Origin of the sequence: Chryseobacterium tructae (assembly GCF_030409875.1) — a bacterium.
GTDB classification, from domain to species: Bacteria; Bacteroidota; Bacteroidia; order Flavobacteriales; family Weeksellaceae; genus Chryseobacterium; species Chryseobacterium tructae.
The window spans coordinates 522,577-538,098 of record NZ_JAUFQR010000003.1 but is presented as its reverse complement, the minus strand read 5'-3'; the positions used below and the strand labels follow the sequence as shown (position 1 = coordinate 538,098).

13 protein-coding genes are annotated in these 15,522 nt (G+C 35.6%); 2 read left to right on the top strand and 11 right to left on the bottom strand.

What is annotated here, in order from left to right; genetic code table 11:
- Positions 1–3: 3 nt before the first annotated feature.
- The 9 genes from QWZ06_RS26165 to QWZ06_RS26125 form a co-directional block, all read right to left on the bottom strand.
- Positions 4–1,362, bottom strand: a complete 1,359-nt coding sequence (locus tag QWZ06_RS26165; RefSeq protein ID WP_290302062.1) for a hypothetical protein — start codon at positions 1,360–1,362, stop codon at positions 4–6.
- Between the two features lie 6 nt (positions 1,363–1,368).
- Positions 1,369–1,683, bottom strand: a complete 315-nt coding sequence (locus QWZ06_RS26160) for a hypothetical protein (protein WP_290302061.1) — start codon at positions 1,681–1,683, stop codon at positions 1,369–1,371.
- The gene (locus QWZ06_RS26155) at positions 1,680–2,093 is read right to left on the bottom strand and encodes a hypothetical protein (protein WP_290302059.1); all 414 of its coding nucleotides are present in this window, start codon (positions 2,091–2,093) and stop codon (positions 1,680–1,682) included. The genes QWZ06_RS26160 and QWZ06_RS26155 overlap by 4 nt, the downstream gene beginning before the upstream one ends.
- Positions 2,094–2,122: 29 nt before the next feature.
- On the bottom strand, positions 2,123–4,777 hold the full coding sequence (locus QWZ06_RS26150) for a hypothetical protein (protein WP_290302058.1): 2,655 nt from the start codon (positions 4,775–4,777) through the stop codon (positions 2,123–2,125).
- Positions 4,778–4,818: 41 nt separating this feature from the next.
- A complete protein-coding gene (locus QWZ06_RS26145; protein WP_290302057.1) occupies positions 4,819–8,220 on the bottom strand; it encodes a hypothetical protein in 3,402 nt (1,133 codons plus the stop codon).
- Positions 8,221–8,271: 51 nt separating this feature from the next.
- Entirely contained in the window at positions 8,272–8,703 is a 432-nt protein-coding gene (locus QWZ06_RS26140) for a hypothetical protein (protein WP_290302056.1), read from the bottom strand.
- Entirely contained in the window at positions 8,670–9,113 is a 444-nt protein-coding gene (locus tag QWZ06_RS26135) for a hypothetical protein (protein ID WP_290302055.1), read from the bottom strand. Before QWZ06_RS26135 ends, QWZ06_RS26140 begins: the two co-directional genes overlap by 34 nt.
- An 83-nt stretch (positions 9,114–9,196) precedes the next feature.
- Positions 9,197–10,261 (bottom strand): zinc metalloprotease, encoded by a 1,065-nt coding sequence (locus QWZ06_RS26130; RefSeq protein ID WP_290302054.1) that lies wholly within the window; start codon positions 10,259–10,261, stop codon positions 9,197–9,199.
- 23 nt (positions 10,262–10,284) lie between these two features.
- Positions 10,285–12,408, bottom strand: coding sequence for a hypothetical protein (locus tag QWZ06_RS26125; protein WP_290302052.1), 2,124 nt, complete (start codon positions 12,406–12,408; stop codon positions 10,285–10,287).
- Between the two features lie 631 nt (positions 12,409–13,039).
- Between QWZ06_RS26125 and QWZ06_RS26120 the strand changes: the two genes are divergently transcribed.
- Together QWZ06_RS26120 and QWZ06_RS26115 are read left to right on the top strand one after the other, a co-directional pair.
- A complete protein-coding gene (locus QWZ06_RS26120) occupies positions 13,040–13,888 on the top strand; it encodes a hydroxymethylglutaryl-CoA lyase (protein WP_290302051.1) in 849 nt (282 codons plus the stop codon).
- Between the two features lie 189 nt (positions 13,889–14,077).
- On the top strand, positions 14,078–14,914 hold the full coding sequence (locus QWZ06_RS26115; RefSeq protein ID WP_290302050.1) for a sulfurtransferase: 837 nt from the start codon (positions 14,078–14,080) through the stop codon (positions 14,912–14,914).
- 77 nt (positions 14,915–14,991) lie between these two features.
- On the opposite strand, the gene QWZ06_RS26110 is transcribed toward QWZ06_RS26115, so the two are convergent.
- Positions 14,992–15,135 (bottom strand): hypothetical protein, encoded by a 144-nt coding sequence (locus QWZ06_RS26110; protein WP_290302049.1) that lies wholly within the window; start codon positions 15,133–15,135, stop codon positions 14,992–14,994.
- Between the two features lie 57 nt (positions 15,136–15,192).
- Complete coding sequence (locus QWZ06_RS26105) at positions 15,193–15,519, bottom strand: SUF system Fe-S cluster assembly protein (protein ID WP_027372057.1); 327 nt, start codon at positions 15,517–15,519, stop codon at positions 15,193–15,195.
- Between the last annotated feature and the right edge of the window lie 3 nt (positions 15,520–15,522).

Here is a 15,522-nt window from a genome sequence, read left to right as displayed (position 1 = left end):
AGCTCAGATATCTGGCTGTTCCATCATGAGTATAGCCATCAGGGTCTGTAAGACTTGGAGCTGTACTTGCTGTAGGTTCAGAAGAAATGATTCCTGGAACCGGTTTTTCAGATCGATTGGTAACACTGAACGGGAGTCATAAATAGACGTAGGAAGAGTCATTGAAAGATGTTGTACCTCAGTTACTCCTTGTCCATCATTGAGATCGGCAATCGTCGTATATTGAGCTAAATATACGCATTGGATTCCATGTTCGGCTTCTGAACCAGTGTCTAGAACCCCAAGCCCCAGCATTCTGGCTACATGATAATCAAGTGAAGCCATCTGAAGTACAGTTAAATGCGAAATTTCTAGGGGTGCATTATCAGGATCAGAGGCATCATCATTCAGGTAATAATTTTCATTGGCTAAGGGATTAGCAGGATCATCACTAAATTTGAGATACATCTCAACAGAGTTCTTGATAAGATTTCTGGTCTCTTTAATATCCCCATTCCATTTTGTAAGGTAATTATCGACATTTACATACTCACCATCATTATATCTTGCCCATTGAGCATGGATTCGATCAGGCTGTAATCTTTCACGGATATCATCATCATTTGTAGAAAGAGCATATTTCCCTATTTCTTTCCATTGAACACTATTTAAAAAATCGTCGTAGAACTCAAATTCAAGTCCTGTAATCTGGCATCCAAAAGCTGCAAAGCGAATGCTTCTTCCATTTTCGGCAAAGATTTTTTGAGGAAATTTGGTAATATTCTTTCTAAAGGTAACATTTTTAGGCAGATTAGTTTTGTTGGCTTCTACAGAAAGAACTTCTGTTTTAATGTTTCCGCCTGCTTTTTCTCTGCTGGTACTATGGATGGTGGCAGCAAAGAAAAGCATATCTCTGCATTCCACTTCAATAATATTGCTTCCATACTGATTAATAAAAGAAAAAACATTTCCTTGCGGGTTCATGGAATTTCTGATCTGCTGATATTTATTTTTATTTCGGAAATATACATAGAACATTCTTCCGTTCACCTCATATAGCCATAGAGCTTCATTATCTATAATCGTTTGAGGATCTACTTTGGTAAAATCAAAAGAAGTGACTACAGGGTTATAGATGGCTCTTTGGATCGTAACAAAATCATCAGGCTTATTAAAGCCTTCCGGAGCATGTTGGAAATGATCTCCTTTGGGAAGGTGTTTTTCAAGAGGTCCTTTTAAAATCCATCGTAGATGATTTCCTAAAGTGCTTTCTTTTCCTTCGGAACCAGCTGCCTGTATGTACAGGCAGTTGGATTGTATGTTTTGGGGCATTCCCGCTTTTGCAATATTGTTGCTGGATTTTGAATTTATTGTTGGTGTCATTTTGGCTTAGTTTATTTGAATTTCATTAGCAGTGGCTACAGTGGATATCACATAATCAGAGACGCTATCGTCCCAAATTTTATAAATGAATTGGAAATCAAGAGTTATTTCTCTAATACCTTGAGTACCTTTCATGAGGATCGCCTGAGAGTAATCCTTGGAATAAAGGAAGGTAAACTTGGTATTTATATTGGAGCTGATTTCGTCCTTAATTCCACCAAAAGGGTTTGCTATTACTTCAATCATTCCAGATTCTTTTGTTCTTGTTAATTTTTCCAACGGAATTTTAGGATGATTAAAAGGTTCCGGATTTCTGATCAAATAGCAATTACTTTTCCGGTGTTGGTATCAATAATTTTATTGAACTCAGTCGTTGTAGCATCTTCCAAAGGAGATATATTGAATAATCCCTGGAACACTCGGTCAAACGGATGCTGGTACTGATTGGCAATCGCATCTCCCAATGGAGTTGATAAGTTCTGAATAACATTGTATGCTGCTGCAATTTTGTCTGCATCTATTGCTTTTTTGATGGTATACACTGCAGGTTTAAACTGAAGCGAATTATTTTCATCTTTATATTCCTTAAGGTAGCTGCGTACTTGTTCTCTAAAGTCTTTATATCTTGATGTTTGGAAAACAAACTTATGGACTTCTTTTCCATATTTTTGTTTGATCTCCTCTGTGATATTTGAAAGGCTTACTTCGTCTTTACCCCAATAGAAATTCATGACCTGAGCAGTATATAGCTTCTGAGGCTTTAATTTTTAGGAGTTACCAATCGATAAAGAGACTTAGGGGTTGTCAATGTTACATTCCCAGTACAGTGATCACCATTGTTCAGCATCTGAATATATTGATTTAACGCAGTTGGGATAGCAGGATTACTTTCCTGTGCCCATGCTTCAATCGTTTGAGGGATCTCCACAAAGGTTCCTTCAATTGTTTGTTCCGTAGCATCCAAATGTGGTGGGTTGATCACTTCTACACCTTCTACAGGATCTTTAATAAGGATTTTCATAGTTCCTCCCAGTCTTGACATTCCGTTATAAGAATCCCATCCGCTTAAAAGTTTAGCAGCGTATCTTGATGTAAAATACAGGAAGATCTGTGTGGTTTTATCATCGTAGAATAATGGTTTTGCATTCACAATATTTCCGTCAGCATTAGGGTAAGAACGTTGATAATCAATATAAGCCCTCAATGAAGTATGTGGATAAAGATCCGGATGCGGAGTTAGTTTGCTATCAATAACATTACCATTTGGATCTCTAATGACTCCAATTGTGTCTTCTATAACATTTGGCGAGTCTTTGATCGGAATTTCTCCATAAGTTGCATCTTTATCTAAGTGGAAGAATCCAAGAGGCCCCGCTGTTTTAAATGTGTATGCATACTCATAAGGCTCAATTTTAAATCCATTGTCTACCGTATCTTTCAACTGGAACTTTACATAATAAGCAGTATCTGGTCTCCAGATCGGCTGAATAAAATTAGTGATGGCATTTACCACAGCTCCCGTATCTTCTGCAATAGCAGGCTGCCCTGGAATATGAACATTATATTGATAATTTTCAACACTCATCCATTTCACTTCATGGAATAGGGTAAGGCATTTTTTATGATCATTACAGTTTCCAAGTCCTTTAAGAAGAGAAATGAGCTCCTGACAATATTGAGCGAACATCGCTTCATATCCTACATATCCAAAGTCTATGATTTGCTGTAAGGTCGCAAGCTGTCTGTTCAGCGTTTCTTTAAGACTGGCTTTCCAAGGATTATCCTGAATGAATTGTTCAAAGGTCTCCATGAAAGGAGAAAAATTATTATTCAAATCAAAATGAGGCTGATAAGCAAGAGCTGCACTAAGATTGCAAACACTTGCATCTTTACAAAGGTTGATGGTTTCTAAGAAGCTAAGAATTTGTTTCATTTTTGCTTTCAATAACTCGAAACGAGATATCATCTCTTCATCAGTTCCCCATCCTAAATGATCATGGAGATCTTTTAACAGGTCTTCATATTTTTGAGCATTGGCTTTCAAGAGATCCAACGGAATATTAAAATAATTAATTTTATTTAAGACTTCATCATAGACTCCTGCTTGAAGGTTTTCACGGATAAAGTTTGCATATAATGCTAATAACTCCTCGTCAGAATGGAGATTGAAGTCATCAGTCATTATAAAATTATTATTATAAATACCCACCAAAGCAGGATACAGGACACAAGCTTCCTCAAATTTCTGCTGGCTGAATCCTTCACAACCTCTTGATTGAAGTTTTTCAAGTTTATTTTGAAGTTGATCATATAAAGCTGGGTCGCTTGGTTGTACCACCCCTGATATGAAACCTCCTTGTTGCAGAGCAATCTGATATCCTTCGTTCATCAATGCTGCCATTTGTTCAAGAATAAGGTTGATTTGTACCATATCTGTGATCTCTGGAGTGATGACAATTTTTGAAGCGGCATCCAAAGCATCTACATTGAACTTAACAGGCTCTGTAAGCTCATCTCTCGAAACATTTCTATCATCTACAATTCTATATTGAACAAGTGATTGATGATCATCAATAATAGGAGCGTAGAACTTGATGTTAAGCCCGGTGCTGTAAGTGCTTAGAAGAAGTTCAATGTCCACTGCTGAAGCCGGAAGCATAATGGTAAGCGGAGTGCGGTTAGGAAACTCTAAAGATTTCATGAAATTATGAACATTAACTTCATCTGAAACCTTTGCAAAATCTCCGTTCATTGCAATACTTCCATCAGGATTTACCGTATAAAGATTATCTCCTGAAATTTGGTACGAAGCTCCCTTACTCTGGAAGAAGTTGGATGAAGAAGCATAATACTGCGTGTTCAGAGGCTTGTCCAGGAAGTCTGAAATAGAATGTTCTATATGTTGTCCTTCACAGAATAGAGTAGAAGGCAGGATGCCATATTGTTCAGGAGTGAACCATCCCGGATTTCCTTGTTCTGTATAAGAGAAAGGTGTGGTTCCAAGTAAACGGATGGCATTATACTGATTGTCTTTTTTCTGCCATTGTCCTACTTTAAGAGGAGTGTTATTCAAATGAGGATTGTTAGGATCCATTGCTCTAAATGGCTCGTAATCTACCCAACCTGCTCCGGTGTATGCTTTGATTTCAATATTATCTAGGGTATATTGATGCTTCACTTGTCTCAGTTCCAGCCCTTTCATATTTTTTTCTGGTGGAATCATGTCATTGTAGTTGCTCGCAGGATTGGTGAACCCTCCAATGGCATTGGAACTGGCTGTTGGAAGTAATCCTTTTGTTGATTTAATATCAATATAGGTATCTAAAGGAATAACCTTTTTGATCGACGCTGGCGTTAAGCCATCTAACTCACTAATCAGACGTCTTTCAAGATCAAAGGTTTCATTGGTAAGCATACTGATTCCTTTTACTAGGCTGTCTGCCTGATCTGGAGGGGCTATACCTTTAGCAAAATTAGGGTTTGGCTTAAAGTATCTATAAACGGATTGATAGGATCTCTGTCAACATCTTTATTAAACTCCCACTTCAGCTCAAGCTTCACAGAGAATGAAATCTTGAAGAACAGAATTTTGACTTTGAATGCCAGTGTGAATGCTCCATAGATGAGGAATGGCCTAGGAGATTCTACAGCTAAAAGAATAGTTACCGCTAAATAGACTCGAATGATGACAACATCAACATCAATAGTTAATCCAGCTTCAAGATAAGCTCCCATCTGCGGTTTCTGGAAACTGATTTTTCCTCCGAGTTCCAGATAAGCCAGTACAAATACTTTAATAGGTCCGAATCTTCGGTCAAATCTGAATTCCCCTCTTGCTCCTGCCTGAATTCCTTTTCCGGAAATCATTAAAAATGCTTTAAGGGTAAACAGGTCTTTTAGAAGTTTTGCTGTAATTGGATTCTGCTGGGTACCAAAATTGATATACCATGCTGAAGGGTTATTAAAGAAGAAACCAGCCTGAATTTCAGCATACAGTTTAATAACATCTCCTGTTTTTTCAGGGAATTTATAGTCTGCTCCAAATCCGAATTCCAGAGAGCTGTCTCCAAAAATAAAGAAGGCAAAGAATGGCGGATCGTCTGCAAATTTCACCCTTGAGGATAAGAGCTTCATTCTGGCATCTATCATCACCATAGATGGTAATGACAACAATAGCATGGCATTAGCAGAAATAATTGTTCCGGCAGCCATTGTATCTCCAATAATAGCACCTACTCCTAATGAGAAAGGGAAACTATAATGTTCCGTTTTATCCGGACGGTTGAATTTTTTGACATTAACACCTCTCTCCGGTGCTGTATAATATTGGTACCATGTATTCTGAGAGGTCATTCCAATGGCTTCTTTCTCTGCAACATAACGATAGCCCAATAGTCCTCTGAATCCATAAATAGAAACAGGGCCTAATGCGATTGGGTTAGGTAACTCAATATTGGCATCAATAAGAAATGCCGGATATTTAGGCGCTAAACGCATTTCTACACCTCCTGCAATACGAGGGTTCACTTTCAGGCTGACACCTCCCTGGTACTCCTGGAATTCTCCCGGTTCAGGAACGGAAAGCCATCCTTTGATCGAAACACTTGGATCGCTGGAATTAGCAGGAATGATCATATCCACATGGATGGTCTGAATGTGCAGATAAGAATCATGAGGCTTACATTGCGTTTCATCACCACCTGGTTCACAGTTCTTTATGTCGTCGTCAATTGTATAATAATACTTTATTCCGTCTCCACGGGCATCAAGACCTGCAAGACCGATGCTTACTCCACCATCAAAGCCAAAGTAATTGTATTTACGCATTTTTCCGTCTTTCATTCTTTCATGAGAACCGAAGTGGATGGCGGTAACAGATACTTCTACAGGGCCGATTGGAATCTTGATAGGTTCAGGAAGGATAAGGTTTCCTCCGTTTACGCGGAAGTCGATATGCCCGTCACTGTAAATACGAAGTGTTGAAATGCTTAAAGTTTGTCCTTTCAGTAAGGCGCCAAAAGTTCCCAGGAACTCTACATCTGCAGAGGCACCGATATAGAATCTGTCGCCTTCTTTTCCTAATTCAACAGATTTTAAATGAAGTTTGAATACCCCCGGTAAAGTGAGGGTTGGATCAAAAGGAGGTACAGCAGAGGCAGTAAGCGAAAAGTCTCCGTTACCATCAATGTGTCCTTTTACATCTATATTGGCAGGCTGTCCTTGTGAATCCGTAAACTTTGGAATGAATAAGCGGCCTTCAATATTAGAGGATACTACAGAGTTTTGTTTAAAGGTAATATCAAAAGACTTAAATCCTACTTTAAATCCATTTTCCCCGCCAACTTTTTTCCATAAAAGATTGTTATTAAGGCCGGACAAATATGTCTGATAGGCTGAAGGATTATTAAACGTTAATGAAGTAGATAGTCCATTAGGTTTTAAAGATAGCGGAAATTTAAATTCGTAAGGAGCCGTTGAACCATTATTGGTATTATTAATTTGCTGCAACGCATTTTTAAGCTCCTGATAATTATTCAGCGTAAGGGTTTGGGATTCCTGAGTAACAGGATCCTTCGTATACAAACCGATAGGATAATTAAAAGAAAACTTATCATTAAAATATTCAAATGAAGTTCCGGGATTGGCAACAGGAACAGATTCAAGCATGATCGTGCCGGAAACGCCTCCGGTTCCTATCAGCATATCATACCCTCCCAGTCTTAACGTGGTAGAGGTATTCCCTGCAGGATTATCAGCATTTGTAAACCATTTAGGCGGAAGTGTTACTGAAACAGCTCTCGCATATACTCCTGTAAAATCAGGCGAATATCCATAGGCATCCGCTTCCGGGATGTTCTTGGTTTTACTGAGGTCGAGCTTCAGTCTTTCAATCTGAATAAGCAGTCCTGTATTTCCAATCTCGGAATAGGAAGGGTTTAAGGTTCCAGCGATATCCAGATTATATCCAATTCCTTCTGTTGTATCTGCATAAAACAAAGCTTTAGCAAATTCGAAGGCTGTTTTTTTGTTAAGATCCGTTTCAGGAGTTAAAACATCGCCTACTTTTTTCCAAGGTTTTAGAATATTTCTTGGAAACTCAATAGATGCGGTGGTTTCTAGAGTTACTAAAGCTTTAGGTGTGATAATATCAAGCAGATATTGATCAATATCAGCAGGAAGAATATTCTTGAAGAATAACTTTAAATTATTTTTAGTCGTGTTTACATTGGCATTACTTAAAATATAAGTTGCAAATGCAGCGAACGCAGCTCCTTCTCCATAAGAAAGATTAATGGAATTTATAAGTTCTCTAATCTTGTTTTCTGATGTTGGATAGGGAATAGGAGAGCTTAAGTTAGTTCCAAGATTAGCATTTATATCATCTACAAATTTTTTGATTGAGTCTCCTCCTGGTGTGCTAACAAAAACATTAAGGATTTCATTAATTACCTTATCTTCGGAAAGGTTTAAACTTACCAATAGAATTCTATAAATTTCTTTAGGCGAAAATGAAAAGTTTCCTAAGTTAAACTGAGAGAAATAAGCGATTACCGGCCAGTTATATTGAACTGTAATGGGGAAGGAAGAGATTGCATTGTTTTGTGCATCTCTGTTGAGAACAAACTTGAGACCGAATGGGAGATTAAAACCTACCTGTTCTTTAGTGACAATACTCAAACTATGAAAGGCGCTACTTCCTAGTTCACTGGTGCTTACCTGGTAGTTTTTATAGTATATTTTTGAAAAAACGTCTTGGGAAAGAGTTTTTATAAATCCTAATGGTTCGGGTATTTGATCAAGAGTAATCAAATCCGAAAGCCTCGGATAGTATATTTTGGGGGTTGGTGTATTTGGCATTTTTGTTTTTTTTGTGATTCAATATGTTATCCACTATGAAACTGTTTTATTTTAGTCTCTAGGATTTACTTCTTCAATGCTTATTATTTTATTAGTTTCTGCATTAATACTGATCATCCAATAGATTCTGGTAACACCAGGATTTTCTGGAAAGATCAAAGAATATACAGGAATACTATTCTCGTTGTAGATTTTATAAACTCTAATTTTCCTATAAAAGTCATTTTTTGTTTCTAGTGCAGTCTTTAATTTTTCCTTAACGAATTGTATTTTTTCCTTTGCTGACTTTTCAATTTCACTGACCGAGACCTTCATTTGATTTTTTTCAAAATCTTCTTTTTGTTTCTTGATCCTATAATTTAATGCAGTAGTATAAAAATTATCTGGAAGATCTTTTAACATTTGCTCTTTACTTATTTTGAAATCTTCCTTATAGTTTTTTTCCAATATTAATTTGTCATTAATAAATTCCTGATAAAGCATAATGTCTTGTTTCTTGGGATCATATTTGTCTTCGATAAAATGAGTGATATAGATTTATTGTTGTTATAATCATACTTTGCATCTATCCCTTCAGCAAGATTAATAACCATAGACACTTTGTTATCTTTCTTTATTAAGCTTGCCTGTTCAATCAGGTTTCCTCCTACTGTGGTATAAATTTCTACACTCTGTCTTTCGTCTTTTACAAAAAACTCTTTATCTCCCTCCTTCAGGATAAGTTTGGATTCTGACTGTAAAGGCTCAATCCATTTTTCTTTTTTCTTTTCCTTGTCAAATAATGTTTGATTATAGTATACACCATCTTCATAAATTAGATTTTGCTTGTTTTTTTCTACCAAAGTTTCATACTTGGTCTTTATGTCACGATATTTTTGAAAAATTGTTTCCATGTTTAGATATTTTTGATTATTTAAATTTTGCTGGCTATTACAATGAATAGAAAGCAGTAGTAAAAAAAGACTTAAAATTTTCATTATTTTCTTTTTATTTTAGCATTATTATTGGTATCATATACCTTTTTCATTTGCCACATCCATATGAATTTTCTCTTTGAATCAGTGTAAAAATAATCCATTACATTATCTGTTCCATCGGCGAAGTCTGTACTGGTAGCTGAATTTTGAGTTTGGCGGAAGGTAAATTCTCCATCTATATCAAATGTATGATATAGGCCTAAAGAATGTAATGCTTCGTGTGCTATTGTATTTCCAAGTATACCACTTGTAAAAATTCGAGCTCCCTGAGCTCCACCTAAAGCATATGCTTCACCACCTAATCCAACACCTTTAGTGCCGTCTGCTTTAACAACAGCCCCATAATCATCAAAAAATAATAACACCATTGAAGCCGCTTTATCTGAATCGGTCAAAAGATTGACACAGTCTTGAAACATGATATTTGTAGATTTAATAATTGGCAGGGTAGGGAAAACATGATTATTATTAAAATTTGTTTTTGCGGTTGAAGCAGTTGCAAGATCTAATGTCTCATGTTTGAAAGTTGGCTTTAGATAAATTTGATTTAAAAAATTAGTCAATATTTCTTCTACTTTACTGTGATTACCACTAGGCAATCCTTCATTTATTGTCGTTCCGTAAATGTTTGTCTTGCAATTCACTAATAATATTTTAATATCACCCATAAGCTTATGTGAAACGAGATGCATTTTTCCTGCAATTTTACCTTTATCATCAATAACTTCGATTATCTGATCCGTATCAAACCTCTGAAGCGCTTTTACTTTGATGGTATGGTCAACCAGAGGAGTTATTTCTTTAGTAACGATAGAATCTGTGGCTGTGGCAGTTGCTGATGGGTTATCTATAGAAACGTATTTTGCATTGTATTTATAGAATAATTTGGAAGAAGTAGGAGTTGTACTTTTAGTTATTTTGCATCGAATAGTAGTTGAGTTTCCAAAATTCAAGGTAACGAAAGAATCTGTATGAAATGGGAAATCTGAGACCCCAGTTCTAAAGTTAGTTGGTTTGGGGTTATATTTATTTAATAAGCTGTAATATTCAGAACGGACTGGCATGAAATTAATTACCACACCATCTGTTAGATTTTGTGGTTTTCCACTAGAGTTAAAATATTTCCCATAATATCTCTGTATTTCTCTCTTCCATCAAATCCTATGTAATCAAATCCACATTCTTTATATCCTGTATTATGGGATGCCAAATTATGAGGTAGAAAGTCAACGGCTATATCTGCGAATGTTTCACAGTATTGGGTTGGGAAATTGTTGGCATATTCCTTTGAAAAGAAGAGAAAAGTATCTATCGTATAAATAGAAATATATACTATAGATTTTTCACGTGTTCCATCTCTTTTATCATATTCTATTTTAAGATCATATTTAAAAAAAGCACCATTAGGGGCAAGGTATTCATTGTCAAAATAAAACAATAAATTGGTAGCGTGTTCATCAGCAGCATATACAGAGTTTGTGAGCTTTATATAATCTGCTTGGGAAATACCTAATTGATGTATAGGGAATTTGCTTTCATCATTATCTTTTCTTCTATATAACAATGCTGAGATATTTTCTGCATCATATATTTTCCCTTTCCAGATTTCACCAGAACCATATATTTTTGAACAATATTCATGCGAATTATTGGCACCACTACTATAATATGTTGCATTTACATTTTGTATATCTTCAGTCTCCTGAGGAAATAAAATATAAGTTCTCAGGGTACTAGCAAGGACGGCTGGATCAGTTGGGATTGTTGTAGGGTGCGAATCAGCAAGGTATCCATCCAATATAAGTTTTAGGCTATAATTACATACATTATCTGATTGTCTGATTAATACTTTTTTTAGATTGTTAACTGCTGCGCCCAACTTACTAGTATAATCTTCACGATCAAAAATAGAAGCTAAATTGGCTGGGCCAAATAAATAATCATATTGATTGGTTGAAGAGTCATTGAAATATAAATAAGTAAAACTACTAAATACCCTAGTTCCTGAATCATTAGTGAATGGCAGATTACATTTAAAAGCTCCCATCAGTCTGGAAAATAAATATCCATTGGAGGGAGAAGAAAGTGCACTAGTAGCTGTTAAAAAAGTTGAACTATGAAAAGAATCATCAAATTTAATATTTGTAAAATCAATGCTACATTGTGATTGTGAGGTGATTATAATAGGCCATCCTGAACTGTAGTTCTGAACAGTTCCATTGATCTTTAATTCATTGGTATTATTATAGAAATTCAAGCTTCTATTTTTATTACCTTTTACATAAAAGTATGTGATATATTTGTTCTTAAACTTTTTAACGATATTGTTATAAATAGAACTCATGGAACAGTATGGAGTACTTGTGCCTCCCCCATAAATAATTCCGGTATTAGCTATGTCACTTGTATTGTCGGTAACATGAGATCCATAAAAAGCTGCCGGATCTAAAAACTTATGAATATTTTCCTTGAAAATTTTACCTGATAATTGAGTATTAGACTGTGCTCCAAATTCTGTTGTTAAATTGGCAGTTGTTGAGTCTTTAGTAGTGAGGATAGTAGAGGTGGCAGTAATAAAGGATAGATCAAAATTTAATCCTGTATCAGATTTTTCTTGTGAATAGTCTCCATCATCGAGAACAATTTCAAAGCCTCCTGAATCCTGGAAAAATTTACCTAATAGTGTTCCTTCATTGACCTTTAGAAGATTATAGTTGTTTTTGTCAAAATATTTCTTTAAGATATCTTTTGTGATTCCTGCTGTGGCATCTATTAATCCAATATCAGTACCTTTCAGATTATCAGTGGTTGCATTGAATTCAGTATAGGCCTTCCAAACTTTTTTAATTAAGTCTAAATAGCTATTTTCATTGATGAATTCTGTTCCAGCAAGATTTTTAAGAAAGTCACTGGCATTTATTCCACGGTAGATAAAATATTTAATTTTAACTCCTACGCCAATTGTTCCCGTAGGTTTTAGTATAATATTTATTTTATCTGTAGATCCAGCTTGCTTACCTATTAATAATATTCCTGCTGTTACGGCATAAGCATTTAGGTTTCCTTTAAAAGTGGTTGTAATTTGGAATCTTTCAGGATCAATAGGTCCAAAAGACTTAAGACCAGGTATAGGGGTTGTAGGATTTGTTAACTGGGTAAAAGCCGAATCCGTAAAAAAATAGGATTGAGGTGTATTTATTGTTATTGGCATTGGTGTTTGGTTTAGGTTAATAATTTCAAAGTCCTTAATAAAACTATTAAAGATTTTGGTAAATTGTAAGTCGGTAAAAAATTACAATGATTGTAAAAAATTCAGAATGGCTATTCTGAAAAATAAGAAGGGTGAGTTGGTGTTTGTTTCATATTTATTCGTTTTTCTGGTTAAATCAAATATATTAAAATACTTTATTCAAAAAAGGTCTTCATTGAGTGAAATGCAATTTTGTAATAACTTTAACTTTTTGCTTATTAATAAGTTAAATTGGTGTGAAGAAATGTTTATTTGCTCAATGATAATCTCTTTGTTTTTGTCTGAGGTAAAACTATAATGGCAAAGCGTCAAAACTTGACGTGTTATTTTTTGAACGAAAAAAAATCAATTGAGTAGTGAAAATAGAGTACCTCATTGTAATAAAACGGTTGTTTTTTAGAGGAATACAAGCCTATGCCAGCACATAATTAACCAAATCCGCGACTTTAAATCGTTTCTAGGTAATAGAATATCAATGATTGAAATTATAAATCGGATATAAAACTTTGAAAATCAAAATAATGTTAGATTTGTATGTACAGTATACTAAGTAGTTTAGTTTTATTATATTTGAGAAAATCAAAAAGTAAAAATGTTTCTTACCGAATGTCCTAGAGATGCAATGCAGGGATGGGGAGAGTTTATCCCTACTGATAAAAAAATAGATTATATCAACTCCTTAATGGATGTTGGTTTTGATGTATTGGATTGTCTGAGTTTTGTTTCTCCAAAAGCAATTCCCCAGATGGCTGACTCTGATGAGGTAGCCGAGAATATCGATAAATCCCGTTCCAAAACCAAGGTTTCTGCTATTATCGGAAACTATAGAGGGGCTGAAAAAGCGTTAAAGCATCAGTCTGTGGATATTCTGGGATTCCCTTTCTCTATTTCTGAAACGTTTCAGCATAGAAATACCAATAAAAGCCAGGAAGAAGCTTTTGAAGAGATCATTAGAATGCTTGAGCTGGTAAAAACTGAAGGAAAACAACTGAACATTTATTTCTCCATGGCTTTTGGAAATCCTTATGGTGAAATGTGGAAATGGGAAGATGTAGATCAGTGGGCACAGCGATTTTCAGATATTGGAGTTAAAGATATTCTGCTTTCCGATACAACAGGAGTGGCAACCCCTGAAACGATTGCGCTTTTGTTTGAAAAAATTCCTTCAAAATATCCTGAAATTAATTTCGGAGGACATTTCCATAACCGTTATGAAGATTCGTATTCAAAATTGAAAGCCGCTTACGACCAAGGGTGTAGAAGATTTGATAGTGCCATCAAAGGAATTGGCGGATGTCCAATGGCTAAAGATGATTTGGTAGGAAATATGCCTACAGAACAAGTGATCAATTTTATGAGTGTAGAAAAGGCAGATCACAAGCTGAATCTTTTAAACTTTGAAAGTTCTTACAATAAGGCTAAGGATATTTTTCATTTTTAGAATGAGTTGAAATTTCTCACAGAATGAGCCAATTACGCAGATAAGAAACTGAAAAATTAGGATCTGCGAAATCCGTATAATCTGCGTGAAATCAAAAAAATATAAACAGGAGCGGACTTTAGTCCGCTTTACTTCATTAATCCATTGGCTTTAGCCAAAACCTAACCAGAATAACCAAAATTCAATAATATGTCTCCAATAATTTCACCTTCCGAATTTAAAAACCTTCCAAACCATAACCTCATCATTCTTGATGCAAGGACGTGTAAAGAGGTAAAGCAAAATTATCTTGAAAAGCATATCAAAGGAGCAAGATGTATTGATCTGGATAAAGATCTGGCTGAAATAGGAGACGATGCTGCTTTCGGAGGAAGACATCCGCTTCCAACCCTGGAGAAATTTGCAGAAACCCTTGCTCATCTTGGGATCACTGAAAACTCTCATATTGTGGTATATGATGATAAAAATGGGTCAAATGCGGCTGCCAGAGCTTGGTGGATGTTAAAATCCTTTGGACTTGAAAACGTACAGGTTCTGGATGGGGGAATGCAGGCTGCAGAAAAGAATGCTATAGAATTTTCATCAGGAGAAGAAGAATTTGAAAAGACTGAACTGATTAAAAAGGAAAAATGGTCTCTGCCTCTTTCAACGCTTGAAGATGTTGAAAATGAATTGAAAAGTAGTTCTTCCACAGTCATTGATGTAAGGGATGCTTACAGATACAGAGGCGAATCTGAGCCTATTGACCTGGTTGCAGGGCATATTCCGGGAGCCATTAATATTCCTTTTTCTGAAAATCTGGATGAGAACGGATTGTTTCTTAGTCCTGAGATTTTAAAAGAAAAGTACAGCCAATTACTAGAAAATACACCTAACAATCTGATTATTCATTGTGGTTCAGGAGTTACGGCATGTCATACTATTTTAGCCTTAGTTCATGCAGGTTTCAAGATTCCGAATCTTTATGTAGGGTCTTGGAGTGAGTGGAGCAGAAGAGAAGGAAAAGAAATTGCAAAAGAAGTATAAGAATAGCCTGAATTTGAGGTTTAACAATACAAAAAAGGATGTCATGAATGGCATCCTTTTTATATTGTAATTCTACATTACTTCTTACTCAGCTGCAGCAAAGCGATAATGATAAATCCTATCCCTGTTATAAAAGGAGGTTGAGCCTGCATTTTAGATCCTAAATAAAGCATATACACTCCCAATAAAGCAAGAACGATTGCTCCTATCTTTTTTACCATAATTACTGAGTGATGGTTGTAATATTATCTTTTTATCTGCTTAGAAAATGCCTTAGATTATAGCATTCCCAGTTCAAATTTCGCTTCTTCGCTCATCATATCCTTATTCCAGCTTGGTTCAAAAGTAAGCTCTAGGTCAACACTTTTTACATGTTCTACTTCGGCTACTTTATCCTTTACTTCCTGAGGAAGAGTTTCTGCTACCGGACAGTTTGGAGTGGTAAGGGTCATTATAATTTTTACGTCAGCATCATCGGAGATCTGTACATCATAAATAAGCCCTAATTCGTAAATGTCTACCGGAATTTCGGGATCATATACGGTTTTTAGCACGCTGATGATTTCTTCACCAATGTCTGCAATTTGATCGTCTGTAAATTTCATTTT